The organism is Duganella sp. FT27W, from assembly GCF_009295655.1.
In the GTDB taxonomy this organism is placed as follows: domain Bacteria; phylum Pseudomonadota; class Gammaproteobacteria; order Burkholderiales; family Burkholderiaceae_D; genus Rugamonas; species Rugamonas zoogloeoides.
This window is the reverse complement of record NZ_WHIV01000003.1, coordinates 928,110-941,696: the sequence shown is the minus strand read 5'-3', so window position 1 is coordinate 941,696 and position 13,587 is coordinate 928,110. Positions and strand designations below refer to the sequence as shown.

At 63.4% G+C, this 13,587-nt stretch carries 13 protein-coding genes; 9 read left to right on the top strand and 4 right to left on the bottom strand.

The genetic code is table 11. The features are described 5' to 3' along the window. Nucleotides 1-5: 5 nt before the first annotated feature. Both ltaE and F8197_RS16010 read left to right on the top strand, forming a co-directional pair. Nucleotides 6-1,028 (top strand): low-specificity L-threonine aldolase, encoded by a 1,023-nt coding sequence (ltaE, locus tag F8197_RS16015; RefSeq protein ID WP_019920385.1) that lies wholly within the window; start codon nt 6-8, stop codon nt 1,026-1,028. After that, a complete protein-coding gene (locus F8197_RS16010) occupies nt 1,025-1,774 on the top strand; it encodes an rRNA pseudouridine synthase (RefSeq protein ID WP_152882691.1) in 750 nt (249 codons plus the stop codon). Before ltaE ends, F8197_RS16010 begins: the two co-directional genes overlap by 4 nt. Here F8197_RS16010 and F8197_RS16005 read toward each other — a convergent pair whose 3' ends face one another. Genes F8197_RS16005 through F8197_RS15990 form a run of 4 tightly spaced genes read right to left on the bottom strand, consistent with a single transcriptional unit; the run spans nt 1,775 to nt 4,014 of the window. Then, complete coding sequence (locus F8197_RS16005; protein ID WP_152882690.1) at nt 1,775-2,305, bottom strand: RDD family protein; 531 nt, start codon at nt 2,303-2,305, stop codon at nt 1,775-1,777. Further along, a complete protein-coding gene (locus tag F8197_RS16000; protein ID WP_152882689.1) occupies nt 2,292-3,044 on the bottom strand; it encodes a DUF3106 domain-containing protein in 753 nt (250 codons plus the stop codon). Before F8197_RS16000 ends, F8197_RS16005 begins: the two co-directional genes overlap by 14 nt. Continuing rightward, nucleotides 3,044-3,451, bottom strand: coding sequence for a DUF3619 family protein (locus F8197_RS15995; RefSeq protein ID WP_152882688.1), 408 nt, complete (start codon nt 3,449-3,451; stop codon nt 3,044-3,046). The genes F8197_RS16000 and F8197_RS15995 overlap by 1 nt, the downstream gene beginning before the upstream one ends. Then, a complete protein-coding gene (locus F8197_RS15990; protein WP_019920379.1) occupies nt 3,448-4,014 on the bottom strand; it encodes an RNA polymerase sigma factor in 567 nt (188 codons plus the stop codon). Before F8197_RS15990 ends, F8197_RS15995 begins: the two co-directional genes overlap by 4 nt. A 463-nt stretch (nt 4,015-4,477) precedes the next feature. Between F8197_RS15990 and F8197_RS15985 the strand changes: the two genes are divergently transcribed. The 7 genes from F8197_RS15985 to F8197_RS15955 all read left to right on the top strand — a co-directional run bounded on the left by F8197_RS15985 (nt 4,478) and on the right by F8197_RS15955 (nt 13,507). After that, nucleotides 4,478-6,208 carry an acetolactate synthase 3 catalytic subunit gene (locus tag F8197_RS15985; RefSeq protein ID WP_152882687.1) on the top strand — a complete coding sequence of 577 codons (1,731 nt, stop codon included), beginning with the start codon at nt 4,478-4,480 and terminating at the stop codon, nt 6,206-6,208. A gap of 1 nt (nt 6,209) precedes the next feature. After that, the gene (gene ilvN, locus F8197_RS15980) at nt 6,210-6,701 is read left to right on the top strand and encodes an acetolactate synthase small subunit (RefSeq protein ID WP_026637011.1); all 492 of its coding nucleotides are present in this window, start codon (nt 6,210-6,212) and stop codon (nt 6,699-6,701) included. 57 nt (nt 6,702-6,758) lie between these two features. Beyond that, complete coding sequence (gene ilvC / locus F8197_RS15975) at nt 6,759-7,775, top strand: ketol-acid reductoisomerase (RefSeq protein WP_056143589.1); 1,017 nt, start codon at nt 6,759-6,761, stop codon at nt 7,773-7,775. Nucleotides 7,776-7,924: 149 nt separating this feature from the next. Then, nucleotides 7,925-10,138 carry a TonB-dependent siderophore receptor gene (locus F8197_RS15970; RefSeq protein WP_304506166.1) on the top strand — a complete coding sequence of 738 codons (2,214 nt, stop codon included), beginning with the start codon at nt 7,925-7,927 and terminating at the stop codon, nt 10,136-10,138. A gap of 2 nt (nt 10,139-10,140) precedes the next feature. Beyond that, nucleotides 10,141-11,226 (top strand): alpha/beta hydrolase, encoded by a 1,086-nt coding sequence (locus tag F8197_RS15965; protein WP_152882686.1) that lies wholly within the window; start codon nt 10,141-10,143, stop codon nt 11,224-11,226. A gap of 134 nt (nt 11,227-11,360) precedes the next feature. Continuing rightward, nucleotides 11,361-12,158 carry a response regulator gene (locus tag F8197_RS15960; RefSeq protein WP_152882685.1) on the top strand — a complete coding sequence of 266 codons (798 nt, stop codon included), beginning with the start codon at nt 11,361-11,363 and terminating at the stop codon, nt 12,156-12,158. Next, nucleotides 12,155-13,507, top strand: coding sequence for an ATP-binding protein (locus tag F8197_RS15955; RefSeq protein ID WP_227012273.1), 1,353 nt, complete (start codon nt 12,155-12,157; stop codon nt 13,505-13,507). The genes F8197_RS15960 and F8197_RS15955 overlap by 4 nt, the downstream gene beginning before the upstream one ends. Nucleotides 13,508-13,587 lie beyond the last annotated feature (80 nt).

The window sequence follows — 13,587 nt, the reverse complement described above, 5'->3', positions numbered from 1 at the left end:
GCATGATGGCTGAGCATAATGAAAAGTGGCTGGACCTGCGCAGCGACACCGTCACCCGCCCCAGCGCGGCCATGCGCGCCGCCATGAACGCGGCCGATGTCGGCGACGACGTCTATGGCGACGACCCCACCGTCAACCGTTTGCAGGAATATGCGGCCGACCTGTTCGGCTACGAGGATGCGCTGTTCGCGCCATCGGGCACGCAGAGCAACCTGCTGGCTCTGCTGGTCCATTGCGGCCGCGGCGACGAATACCTGGTCGGCCAGGAAGCGCATACCTACAAGTACGAAGGCGGCGGCGCGGCCGTATTGGGCAGCATCCAGCCGCAGCCGATCATCAACCAGCCCGATGGCGGCATTGCACTGGACGACATCGCCGCCTATATCAAGCCCGACGATTTTCATTTTGCCCGCACGCGCCTGCTGGCCCTGGAAAACACCATCGGCGGCCGGGTACTGAGCCTCGACTACACGCGCCAGGCCACCACGCTGGCGCATGACAAGGGCCTGGCCACCCATCTCGACGGCGCGCGCCTGTGCAATGCCGCCGTAAAATTGGGCGTGAGTCCGCGCGAGGCGCTGGCCGGTTTCGACAGCGCGTCGATCTGCCTTTCGAAGGGCCTGGGTGCGCCGGTGGGTTCGATCCTGTGCGGCACCCGCCCCCTGATCAAGGAGGCGAAACGCTGGCGCAAGATGCTGGGCGGCGGCATGCGCCAGGCCGGCATGATCGCTGCCGGTGGCCTGTATGCGCTCGAGCACAATATCGGCCGCCTGGCCGACGACCACGCCAATGCCGCGTACTTCGCGGGCGAGCTGGCCAAGATGAAGAAGATCAAGGTCAGCACGCCGCAAACCAATATTTTTTACGTCGACATTCCCTCGTTCGTTTGCCAGGGTTTGAACGACGTACTGCAACTGACCCGCATCCGCGTGTCGATGGCGCCCCGGCTGCGCATCGTCACGCACATGGATGCCACGCGCGACGATATCGATCGCGCGATTACCGTATTTGGAGATTTTTTCGGATGAACACCCCTGACAAGGACAACGACAACACCGTCCGCCTGGCCAAGCGCCTGGCCGAGGAACGCCCCTGCTCGCGCCGCGAGGCCGAGGTCTATATCGAGGGCGGTTACGTCAGCGTCGATGGCGTGGTGGTGGAAGACGCCGGCGCACGCGTGACGGCGCAGCAGCAGATCACGGTGGCCGACGACGCCACCTTGCTGGAAATCGTGCCGGTCACGCTGCTGCTGCATAAACCGGCAGGCGTGAATGGCGGCATCGGCAAGGACGGCCAGCAGGCGCTGCACCTGCTCCAGCCCGCGTCGCTCACGCGCACCGCGCCGGCCCAGCGCGTGTTAAAACGCCACTTCGCCAACCTGACCCTGACCACGCCGCTGGAAACCAAGGCCAGCGGCTTGCTGATCTTCACCCAGGACTTCCGCGTCACGCGCAAGCTGGTCGATGATTCGAGCAAGATCGAAGAGGAAATCATCGTGGAAGTGGGCGGCCAGATCAAAGACAACGGCCTGGCGCTGCTCAATCACGGCCTGCCGTTCAACGGCAAGCCGCTGGCGCCCATCAAGGTCAGCTGGCAGAACGAGAATCGCCTGCGCTTTGCAGTCAAGGGACCGAAGCCCGGCCAGATCGAGCACATGTGCAAGATGGTGGGCCTGGAGGTGATATCGATGAAGCGCATCCGCGTCGGCCGCATCGCGATGTCGAGCCTGCCGTCAGGCGAGTGGCGCTATGTGCAGGACCACGAGCGGTTCTAGTCACTTGGCCGCAACAGCGGCCTTTTGTTTTTTGGGCGGTGCCGGCAGTTGCACCAGCCGCGTGCCCGCCAGCCGGTCATGCAGGAACTGGCGCTCCTTGTCGAACAGCGCCGTCAACGACCACAGCAACACGCCTGCCAGCACCGCGCCCAGCGCCTGCCAGTGATGCAAGCCGAATACGCCGCAGACTATCACCGCCGGCAGCACCCACAACCAGCACAGCAGGTAACGCAGCATCGCCACGCGCGGCGCCACGCGGTCGTGGCCCGGGTGGACCAGCTTGAGGCGCCAGGTGCGCATGGCCAGGGTCTGGCCTTCGCGCGTCCACTGGTGCACAAAATAAATGCCCAAGACTACGAAGCACAACACCTGGCGCAGGTGTTCGATCAGCGGCGCATGGCTGGCACCGGTGATCATTTCGAAAATCAGGAAGGGCAGGAACAGTACGGCAAATGCCAGCAGGAATTCGTACACCATCGATACCAGGCGGCGTTTGACGGTAGGGAAGGTCGTGACGTTATTTGGTGGCATCGGGGATGGCCGGCGCGACGGGCGCCGGCGGGGCGGGAGGCTGGGGAACCGTCGCTGGCGCAGCAGCTGGGGCCGGCGCCGGTGGCGTAATGACCGGCGCGATATTGGATGCATCGGGCCACGGCTGGCCGGTGGCCGGATCGAGCCACGGCGCGGGCGTGGGCAGCGGCGGGGCTGGCGGCGCCACGTGCGGCTTGATTGGCGTCGGCAGCTGCTGCTTGCTTTGCGACGGTGTGGGCAGGTTGGCCAGCTGCTTTTTGCTGGCAGTGTTGGCTGCCTTGGCGGCCAGTTGCTGCTTTTGCGCGTCGGACAGTTGCTGGTAGTTTTCCCACTGCGTGGATTTTTTCGACGGATCGACCTTTTGTGCGCGTGCGAAGTTTTCGCGCACCTGGCGCCGTTCCTCGGGCGTCATGCGCACCCACTCGCGCATGCGTTCCTGTACCCGCAACTGCTCGTCGGGTTTCATGGCGGTGTAGCGCTTGGCGATCGCCAGCCACTTTTGCTTGCGGATCGGTTCGACCTTGTCCCACTCGGCGGCCAGCGGCTCGAGCGCGATTTTTTGCGCCGGCGTCAGGTCTTTCCACAGGGTTTTTTCAGTGGCGTCGGGCGCGCCGGGCACAACCGCCGTGAGCGCCGAGGGCGCATTGGCGCTCGGACCGACCCATGCCGCACCACCTGCTGCTACCGCTAACACCGCCAGTGCGGCGATGCCCATGCCGGCCGAACCACTGACCGCCATTATTGCTCGCTCTGCGCCAGGTAGGCGTTGAAGCCGTGGTCGAGGTAAGCCGTGGGCGGCAGCTCGTCGGACAGCACGGCGGCGTCCATCTCGGCCAGGTCGGCAATGCGTTGCTGCTCTTCGAAGTGGTAGATGCCGGTGAGGCCGCCAACGAGAAGCAGCAGCGGCAGCGCCACGCCCATGCGGCCGAGCCAGCCGAAGCCTTGCGACAGCACGCCACCATCACCAGCAGTAGCGAACCGGGCCTGGCGCACGGTGAGCGGCGCTGCCACGTGGGCTTTCTTGCGGGCCATGGCCAGCTTGCGCGCCTGCGCCAGCCGGTCGGTGGTGGAGGCGGGCAGGTCGTCGAGCCGCTCGTTGAGCGCGTGGCGTACCTTGTACGCGAAGTTCAGATCGTCGGTGTTCATAATTTAATTCCCAAGGCTTTGAGCGAGGCGGCCAGTGCGTGAGTTGCGCGTGAGCAATGCGTCTTCACGCTCCCTTCGGAACATCCCATTGCTTCGGCTGTTTCAGCCACATCCATGTCCTGCCAATAACGCATCAGGAACGCTTCTCGTTGACGTGCCGGAAGCTTTTGAACCTCGTTATCGATCAATTCCAGCATTTGCTGGCGTTCGACCTTGTCGGCGGACGATTCGGCGGCTTCAGAACCTTCCTCGGAGAAAGATTCGAGTATATCAAAGTCCTCGTCGCCATCCTTGGACGAACCCATGCCGGAAAACAGCGTGACCCAAGTATTGCGGACCTTTTCGCGGCGGAAGTAATCGAGGATGGTGGTTTGCAGGATGCGCTGGAACAGCATGGGCAGCTCGGCGGCCGGCTTGTCGCCGTATTTTTCGGCGAGCTTGATCATCGCGTCCTGCACGATGTCCAGGGCCGATTCGTCCTTGCGCACCGCGTACACCGCTTGCTTGAAGGCGCGCCGTTCGACGTTCTCGAGGAAGTCGGAGAGTTCTTTGTCTGTGGCCATGCTGGAGGTTGTGGAAAACTGACCGCATCCTAGCAAAAATCCCACGCATTTGCATGGTTTTACGTCATTCCACCCACTTTTTGCACCGGTAACAGGCCTTTTTCTACTTTGTTCTTGCTCAACATGGTGCATCGGGTGTACCGTATGGGACGCTTTGAACACCCCGAAGCTGTATGGTCATCTCGCAGCAGGCACACAACGCCGCCATCGACATGACGCGCTTTCATATGTAGGCAGTTTGTTCTGACCCGCGCCACAAGCGCGAGAGGTAGGCACAACCGCTACAGAATTCCAGCGAAACGACTATATGCGTTTTAGCGCCATTTTGCCCGTCACTACGGTTGGCGGAAGAGGTGGACGTGACCGCATGACAAAGGGACGTTGGGCAAGCTGTAGGGGTAGGCATATTTCGCGAGGGAAGAACATCCGATCAATCTCCAATGGACCTTGAAAGGAATGTTTCATGAACACCGAAGCATCTTCGCAACAACTTACTGGCGCCGAAATACTGGTGCGCTGCCTCGCGGAAGAGGGCGTTGAACACGTCTTCGGCTATCCCGGCGGTGCCGTCCTGTACATCTACGACGCCATCTTCAAGCAAGACAAATTCCAACACGTTCTGGTACGCCATGAGCAGGCTGCGGTGCACGCTGCCGATGCCTATTCGCGCAGCTCGAACAAGGTTGGTGTCGCGCTGGTCACGTCCGGTCCGGGTGTTACCAATGCCGTCACAGGTCTTTCCACCGCTTACATGGATTCCATTCCCATGGTCGTGATCTCGGGCCAGGTGCCCAGCCACGCCATCGGCCAGGATGCCTTCCAGGAATGCGACACGGTCGGGATTACCCGTCCCGTGGTCAAGCACAATTTCCTCGTCAAAGACGTCAAGGATTTGGCGGAAACCGTCAAGAAAGCCTTCTTCATCGCCCGCACCGGCCGTCCCGGCCCCGTGCTGGTCGACATCCCGAAGGATATCTCGATGCACAAGACGACGTTCTCGTACCCGAAAGAGGTCGAGATGCGTTCGTACAAACCGGTAGACAAGGGCCACGCGGGCCAGATCCGCAAGGCCGTCCAGCTGCTGCTGCAAGCCGAACGCCCGATGATCTACACCGGCGGCGGCGTGATCCTGGCCAGCGCATCCGACGAGCTCAACAAGCTGGTGGACAAGCTGGGCTTCCCGGTCACCAACACGCTGATGGGCCTGGGCGCCTACCGCGCCTCGAGCGAGAACTTCGTGGGCATGCCCGGCATGCACGGCACGTATGAAGCGAACATGGCGATGCAGCACTGCGACGTCCTGATCGCCATCGGCGCCCGCTTCGACGACCGTGTGATCGGCAACCCGAAACACTTCGCCTCGAACCCGCGCAAGATCATCCATGTCGATATCGACCCGTCGTCGATTTCGAAACGCGTCAAGGTCGATATTCCGATCGTCGGCAACGTCAAGGACGTGCTGATCGAATTCCTGGCCCAGCTCGACGCCAGCGAAGCCAAGCCGAATGTTCCTGCAGTCAAGGACTGGTGGAAGCAGATCGCCGAATGGCGCGGCAAGGACTGCCTGAAATTTGCCGATTCGGATCTCGTGATCAAGCCGCAATCGGTCGTGCAAAAGCTGTGGGAAGTGACCAAGGGCGATGCCTTCATCACGTCCGACGTCGGCCAGCACCAGATGTGGGCGGCACAGTACTACCCGTTCGACAAGCCAAAGCGCTGGGTCAACTCGGGCGGCCTGGGCACCATGGGTGTGGGCTTGCCGTACGCCATGGGCGTGCAGATGGCCAACCCGGACGCGACCGTTGCCTGCATCACCGGCGAAGGCTCGATCCAGATGTGCATCCAGGAGCTCGCTACCTGCAAGCAATACCACCTGACGCCGAAGATCATCATGCTCAACAACCGCTTCCTGGGCATGGTCCGGCAGTGGCAGCAGATCGACTACGGTTCGCGCTACTCCGAGTCGTACATGGACTCGTTGCCGAATTTCGAGAAGCTGGCCGAGGCCTATGGCCACGTCGGCATGCGCATCGAAAAACCGGGCGATGTCGATGGCGCGCTGCGCGATGCCTTCGGCATGAAAGACAAGCTGGTGTTCATGAACTTCATCACCGACCAGTCGGAAAACGTGTGGCCGATGGTCAAGGCAGGCAAGGGCCTCTCTGAAATGCTGCTCGGTTCGGAGGACTTATAACATGCGACACATTATCTCTGTCTTGCTGGAAAACGAAGCCGGTGCGCTGTCGCGCGTGGTCGGCCTGTTCTCGGCCCGTGGCTACAACATCGAAACGCTGACGGTAGCGCCAACCGAAGACGCCACCCTGTCGCGCATGACCATCGTCACCAGCGGCTCGGACGACATCATCGAGCAAATCACCAAGCACCTGAACCGCCTGATCGAGGTGGTGAAGGTGGTGGACCTGACCGAAGGCCAGCACATCGAACGCGAGCTCATGCTCATCAAGGTGCGCGCCGTGGGCAAGGAACGTGAAGAAATGAAGCGTACGGCGGATATCTTCCGTGGCCGCATCATCGACGTCACCGAAAAGTCCTACACGATCGAACTGACCGGCGCCAAGAGCAAGCTCGACGCGTTCATCGACTCGATCGACCGCGCCTCGATACTCGAGACGGTACGTACCGGCGGTTCCGGCATCGGACGCGGCGAACGCATCCTCAAAGTTTAATCCCGGTACCGCATACAGCAAGTACCTGTTTACCATACAAAATACCAAGGAATTATCATGAAAGTTTTCTACGACAAAGACGCCGACCTCTCCCTGATCAAGGGTAAAAACGTTGCCATCATCGGCTACGGTTCGCAAGGTCATGCACACGCACAAAACCTGTCCGAGTCGGGCGTCAACGTGACCGTTGGCCTGCGCAAGGGCGGCGCTTCGTGGAACAAGGTTGAACAAGCCGGCCTGAAAGTGGCGGAAGTGAACGACGCCGTCAAAGCTGCCGACGTCATCATGATTTTGCTGCCGGACGAGAACATCGCCCAGGTCTACAACGAAAACATCGCCCCGAACGCCAAGCAAGGCGCAGTACTGGCCTTCGCCCACGGCTTCAACGTGCACTACGGCCAAGTCGTGCCACGCGCCGACCTCGACGTGATCATGGTTGCTCCTAAGGCACCAGGCCACACCGTGCGCGCCACCTACACCCAGGGCGGCGGCGTGCCTCACCTGATCGCCGTGTACCAGGACAAGTCCGGCACCGCCCGTGACATCGCCCTGTCGTACGCATCGGCCAACGGCGGCGGCCGTGCCGGCATCATCGAAACCAACTTCCGTGAAGAAACCGAAACCGACCTGTTCGGCGAACAAGCCGTGCTGTGCGGTGGTGCTGTCGAGCTGATCAAAGCTGGTTTCGAAACCCTGACCGAAGCTGGTTACGCTCCGGAAATGGCGTACTTCGAGTGCCTGCACGAACTGAAACTGATCGTTGACCTGATCTACGAAGGCGGCATCGCCAACATGAACTACTCGATCTCGAACAATGCCGAATACGGCGAGTACGTGACCGGTCCTAAGGTTGTCACCTCGGCTACCAAGGATGCAATGCGTCAGTGCCTGAAAGACATCCAGACCGGCGAATACGCCAAGTCGTTCATCCTGGAAAACAAGGCCGGTGCCCCAACCCTGATCTCGCGTCGTCGCCTGAACTCGGAACACCAGATCGAAGAAGTCGGCGCCAAGCTGCGCGCCATGATGCCTTGGATCGCCAAGAACAAGATGGTTGACCAGTCGAAAAACTAAGCGTTTTTCTGCTCAACGAAAAGCCGGCGCAAGCCGGCTTTTTTGCGTTATGCGGCGCCACATTGTTGACACACCTTGACAAACTTTTCAGCTTGCAAATGACTATCATTCTCGTTTGATACATAAGACTAACGAGGACATAGCATCGCATGAAGCACATTCCCTGCACCCCCATGGCTGCCGCCATTGTCGGCGCTTTTTTGATGTTGCCGCTGGCAGCAAGCGCGCAGCAAGCCCCCGCCGAGCAAACCCTGGCCACCGTGCAAGTCGTGAGCACCGCCGAGGAGGAACTGAAGCAGGCGCCCGGCGTCTCGGTGATCACGGCCGAAGATATCGCCAAGCGCCCGCCGGCCAACGACCTGTCGGAAATCATCCGCACCATGCCGGGCGTGAACCTGACCGGCAATAGTTCGAGCGGCCAGTACGGCAATAACCGCCAGATCGACCTGCGTGGCATGGGGCCGGAAAACACGCTGATCCTGGTCGATGGCCAGCCGGTGAGCGCGCGCAACTCGGTGCGCATGGGCCGCAGCGGCGAACGCAATACGCGTGGCGACACCAACTGGGTGCCGGCCGAAGCGGTCGAGCGCATCGAAGTACTGCGCGGTCCGGCAGCGGCCCGTTACGGCAGCGGCGCGGCCGGTGGCGTGATCAACATCATCACCAAGTCCCCGGGCAAGCAGTTGGCCGGCTCGGTCACCGCTTACACGCTGGCGCCCGAGCATAGCGAAGAGGGCAGTACCAGGCGCCTCGGTTTCAATCTCAGCGGTCCGCTGGCCGATCATTTCTCGTTCCGCGTGTACGGCAACGTCAACAAGACCGATGCCGACGATCAGGCTATCAACGCCGCCGCGTCGGGTACCGCTGCCGGCAACGTGGCGCCGGCCGGCCGCGAAGGTGTGCGCAACCGCGATATCGGCGGCCTGCTGCGCTGGGACGTGGCCACCGGCCAGGTGCTGGAACTGGAATCGGGCTTCAGCCGCCAGGGCAATATTTACGCCGGTGACCGCGCCGTGGGCAGCGCCGCGGTCGATACCAGCATCGTCGGCAGCCTGGCCGCACAGGGCGCGGAAACCAACGTCATGATCCGCCGTAACGCGTCGCTCACGCACCGTGGCAAGTGGGACTTCGGCACATCGAAACTGTCGCTGCGCTACGAAGACACCGACAATACGCGCCTGAACGAGGGTCTGGCCGGCGGCCCGGAAGGCAATATCACGACCACTGCCACCCGCTCGACCTCGGCGCTGCAAAACTATGGCCTGAACGGTGAAGTGAGCATGCCGTTGAAATGGGGCGGCGTGCCGCAGATGCTGACTGCCGGTTTCGAGGCGCGCAAGGAAAAGCTGAACGACCCTTACTCGATGACGCAAACCGCCACCGCGATCCCGGGCATGACCGCCACCGCCCGCGACGGCAAGACCGACGCCACCACCTACGGCGTATTCATCGAAGACAATATCAACGCCGCCACCGGCCTGGTGCTGACGCCGGGCCTGCGCTTCGACGACCACAGCCAGTTCGGCACCAACTGGAGCCCGAGCCTGAACGCATCGTACGAGCTGACGCCGACCATCTCGCTCAAGGGCGGCGTGGCGCGCGCGTTCAAGGCGCCCAATCTGTACCAGTCGAACCCGAACTACCTGTACTACACGCGCGGCAACGGCTGCCCGGTCAACAACCCCAACCTCGGCGGCGGCTGCTATGTGCGCGGTAATGAAAACCTCAAGCCCGAGATCAGCCTGAACAAGGAAATCGGCATTGCCTTCAACAGCAATGGCTATGTGGCCGGCCTGACGTACTTCCACAACGATTACAAGAACAAGATCACCGGCGGCATGGACAGCCTGCTCGGCAACACCACCGCCAACGGCCGGATCTTCCAGTGGGAAAATTCGCCGAAGGCGATCGTGCAGGGCGTGGAAGGCAATCTGACCTTGCCGTTCGCCCGCAATATCAAGTTCATCAACAACCTGACGTACATGGTCGAGAACAAGAACAAGACCACGGGCGAGCCGCTGTCGGTGATTCCGAAATACACGCTCAACTCGCAACTGGACTGGCAGGTCAACGACAAGCTGTCGCTGCTGCTCACCGGCACCTATTACGGCAAGCAGGAGCCGCGCCGCCTGACCGGCACCGGCGCCGCCGCTACCGGCGCCCAGCTCAATGCGCTCGATCCGTACGGCGTGATGGGTTTCAGCGGCGGCTACGTGTTCACCCGCAATGTATCGGTGCGCGCCGGTGTCAACAACCTGTTCGACAAGCGCATGTTCCGTGAAAGCGTGGGATCCGATGCGGGCGCCGCCACGTATAACGAACCGGGCCGCTCGCTGTTCGTCAGCCTGTCGGCATCGTTCTGAGCATGGCGCTTCCCGTATCAATCAAGACGGGCCTGGTGGCCGCCGCGCTTGCCGTAGCTGGCCTGGCAGCGGCGCCTTCGATGGCGCAGCCGAACCTGGCGCAAGCGGTCGGGCCAACCGTGGCGGAGCCGTCTTCGCCCGCGTCCGCCGCTTACCGCTTCGAGCAGTGGGAGCTCGATGCTGCCGACGGCGCGCGCCGTTACCGCGTGCAGTTGGCGGTGCCCCGACGCGCGGCGCCGGCCGGTGGTTTTCCTGTGCTGTATATGCTCGACGGTAACGCGGCTTTTGCAGCGCTGACTGCGGACCAACTGCTGGCGCTGGAGCGGGAAGGCACGCCGCCGGTGGTCGTTGCCATCGGCTACGCCACGAATTTGCGCTTCGACACCACGGCGCGCGCCTATGACTACACGCCGCCCGTGCCGGGGCCCGGCCCGACCATGGACAGCGGCGCCCACGACCGGCCGGCCGGCGGCGCCGATATTTTCCTGGCATTCATCGAACAGCAGATCAAGCCGGCCGTGCGCGAGCGCGTGGCGATCGATCCGACACGGCAGTCGCTGTGGGGGCATTCGTATGGCGGCCTGTTCGTGCTGCATGCGCTGCTGCGCCAGCCGGCTTCGTTCCAGCGCTACATTGCTGCCGATCCGTCGTTCTGGTGGCAGAACGGCTTTATTTTGCAGGAGGAACGGCAAGCGGCTGCCATCGCGCCCGGAAGCTGCCTGCTGGTGATGAGCGGGGCCAGCGCCGGCAATGCCAGCAATTCCAACAACGCCAACAACGCCAACAACGCCAAGCCGGCCAATGCGGCCAATGCGGCCAATGCGGCCAGCGCCGCCGCTGATCAGGCGCCGCCGCCAGCCCGCGCCGGCATTGATTCCGCCGCTGTCCAGCGCATGCGCGAGGCGCGCCGCTCGGTGCCGCCGGAAACCGCGCGCCTGTTCGTCGCGCGCCAGGCGCAGCGCGACGGCCTGCGCGCCACCTGGCGCGAGTTCGAGGGCGCCAGCCATGGCGCCATGCTGGGTTTGTCGGTGGGACCGGCGCTGCAGGTCGCCAGCAGTGCGCCGGGCGCGTCCTGCACTCTGCCATAGGAGGGTTGCAACGCTGTCGTTGTCGTGATTGGCCCCGTCGTATCTTTTCGCGCCATGCTGTTACAATAGCGCGATAATGAGAATACGAATCAACCGCATTAACAAAGGTTAATGTGGCACCAGGGTGCATCATCATGACGACGGCAGCACAAGCAGGCGAACACATACTGGTCGTGGACGACCATCCCGACATCCGCGACGCGCTGGCGGCATACCTGCGCCGCCAGGGCCTGCGCGCCACCACCGCCGCCAGCGCCGAGCAGGCACGGCTGGCGCTGGCCGGCACCCGGTTCGACCTGATGGTGCTCGACGTGACCATGCCGGGCGAGGACGGCCTGTCGCTATGCCGGGCGGTCGCCGCCAGGTCGCAACTGCCGGTCATCCTGCTGACCGGCATGAAAAGCGCGGCCGACAAGCTGGCCGGCTTCGACAGCGGCGCCGACGACTACGTGGTCAAACCGTTCGATCCGCCGGAGCTGCTGGCGCGCATCCGTTCGGTGCTGCGCCGCTGCAGCCGCGCCCAGTACCTCTCGCCCATGCCGCCCGCTGCGGCCACGTCCGCCAATCCCTACGCCGGCTTCGCCTTCGACGCCTGGTACCTCGACGTGCAAAAACGCCAGCTGTACGACCAGCAACTGAACATTCCGGTGGCGCTGAGCCAGGCGGAGTACCGCCTGCTGCGCGCGCTGGTGGACCACCCCGGCACCATACTGAGCCGCGACCGCCTGATGGACCTGACGGTGGGTGACGACGCCTTGCCGTTCGACCGTAGCATCGACAGCCAGGTCAGTCGCCTGCGCAAGAAACTCGAGCGCGACCCGCGCCAGCCGGGCCTGCTCAAGACCGTGTGGGGGCAGGGTTACCTGTTTGCCACCGACGTCGTTGCCTGTCCGCGTGGCGTGCCGCTGGCCGCCCCGCACACCGCGCAATGACGGCATACTGGCAGCACTGGTGGTCGCGCACCATGGCCGCGCAGCTGATCCTGGTGCTGTTCGGCGCCATGATCGCTTACCAGGTCGCCTCGCTGATCGTGCTCGGGCGCGGCGACGTTATCCACCCGGTGTCGCGCCGCCATGTCATTGCCCAGGCTGTCGATATGTGGCGCCTCGCTGGCGCCCAGTTGCAGGCCGTGCCCGGCGCCGCGCAGGCATCGCAAGTATTGGCCGCGCTCGATCGTCCCGGCACCCATGTGCGCGTGGCCGCCGCCAGCGATATCGAACCGCACCAAGCGCTGCCCGGCGAGGAAGCCAACCTGCACGCCAGCCTGCTGGCCAGAACCGGCCTGGCGGCCGACGCCGTGCGAGTGCGTTTCGAACCGGCCGAAGGCGACGACCAGGAAGCCCGGCTGGCCATCTCCATGCGCCTGGCCGACGGCCACTGGATGAACAGCGCCCAGCAGCCCATGACCAAGTTCCCGTGGTGGCGCTCGAACCGCTTCTCGCTGCCGATGACCACCTTGCTGGTGCTGGCGCTGGGCTTCGCTTTCGTGCACGGCACCTTGCGCGCGATCCGCAAGCTTGCGCGCGTGGCCGAGCGGGTGGGGCGCGGCGAGCAGGTGGCGCCGCTGCCGTTGAGCGGCCCGCGCGAGACGCGCGAACTGACCGCCTCGTTCGACGCCATGCGCCAGCGGCTGGCGCGCCATATCGAAGACCAGGCGCAGCTGATCGGCACCATCACTCACGATCTGCGCACGCTGATTGCCACGCTGCGGCTGCGCGCCGAGCTGGTGGACGATGCCGACCTGCGCACCGCCATGCAGCGCACGCTGGTGGACATGGAACAGATGGTCGAGCAATCGCTGCGCATGGCCAGCGACGAGGCCCACGCGGAAGCCACGACCGAAACCGACCTGGCCGGCCTGCTGCGCGACATCGCCGCCGAACAGGGCGCGCTGGGGCAGGACGTGCGCCTGCACGCCACGGCGCCCGCCAGCGTGCCGTACCGCTGCCGGCCGCTGGGCCTGCGTCGCGCGCTGACCAACCTGGTGGAAAACGCGGTGCGTTACGGCAGTCGCGCCCGCATCGGCATCGAGCATGCCCGGGCGGAGGCGGGCGGCGGCGCCGTGCTGCGCATCGTGATCGACGACGACGGCCCGGGCATCGCGCCGGCGCAGCTGGACAATGTGTTCAAACCGTTCTTCCGGCTCGACCGCGCGGTTGGCGGCACCGGTCTGGGGCTGACCATTGCCCGGTCATGCGTCGAAGCGCACGGCGGCAGCCTGCAGTTGCACAACCGGGGCGGCAGCGGCCTGCGCGCGGTGGCGCTGCTGCCAGCGTCTTGATAAGTCAGGTGCGCTCTGTTACAAACACTCACCATGTCTTACAGTTGCGTCATGTAAATTCAGTTAAAGTTTGTTTTGTC

Coding starts and splice junctions, on each gene's coding strand:
- ltaE (WP_019920385.1), top strand. CDS start 6: ATGGCTGAGCATAATGAAAAGTGGCTGGACCTGCGCAGCGACACCGTC.
- F8197_RS16010 (WP_152882691.1), top strand. CDS start 1,025: ATGAACACCCCTGACAAGGACAACGACAACACCGTCCGCCTGGCCAAG.
- F8197_RS16005 (WP_152882690.1), bottom strand. CDS start 2,305: ATGCCACCAAATAACGTCACGACCTTCCCTACCGTCAAACGCCGCCTG.
- F8197_RS16000 (WP_152882689.1), bottom strand. CDS start 3,044: ATGGCGGTCAGTGGTTCGGCCGGCATGGGCATCGCCGCACTGGCGGTG.
- F8197_RS15995 (WP_152882688.1), bottom strand. CDS start 3,451: ATGAACACCGACGATCTGAACTTCGCGTACAAGGTACGCCACGCGCTC.
- F8197_RS15990 (WP_019920379.1), bottom strand. CDS start 4,014: ATGGCCACAGACAAAGAACTCTCCGACTTCCTCGAGAACGTCGAACGG.
- F8197_RS15985 (WP_152882687.1), top strand. CDS start 4,478: ATGAACACCGAAGCATCTTCGCAACAACTTACTGGCGCCGAAATACTG.
- ilvN (WP_026637011.1), top strand. CDS start 6,210: ATGCGACACATTATCTCTGTCTTGCTGGAAAACGAAGCCGGTGCGCTG.
- ilvC (WP_056143589.1), top strand. CDS start 6,759: ATGAAAGTTTTCTACGACAAAGACGCCGACCTCTCCCTGATCAAGGGT.
- F8197_RS15970 (WP_304506166.1), top strand. CDS start 7,925: ATGAAGCACATTCCCTGCACCCCCATGGCTGCCGCCATTGTCGGCGCT.
- F8197_RS15965 (WP_152882686.1), top strand. CDS start 10,141: ATGGCGCTTCCCGTATCAATCAAGACGGGCCTGGTGGCCGCCGCGCTT.
- F8197_RS15960 (WP_152882685.1), top strand. CDS start 11,361: ATGACGACGGCAGCACAAGCAGGCGAACACATACTGGTCGTGGACGAC.
- F8197_RS15955 (WP_227012273.1), top strand. CDS start 12,155: ATGACGGCATACTGGCAGCACTGGTGGTCGCGCACCATGGCCGCGCAG.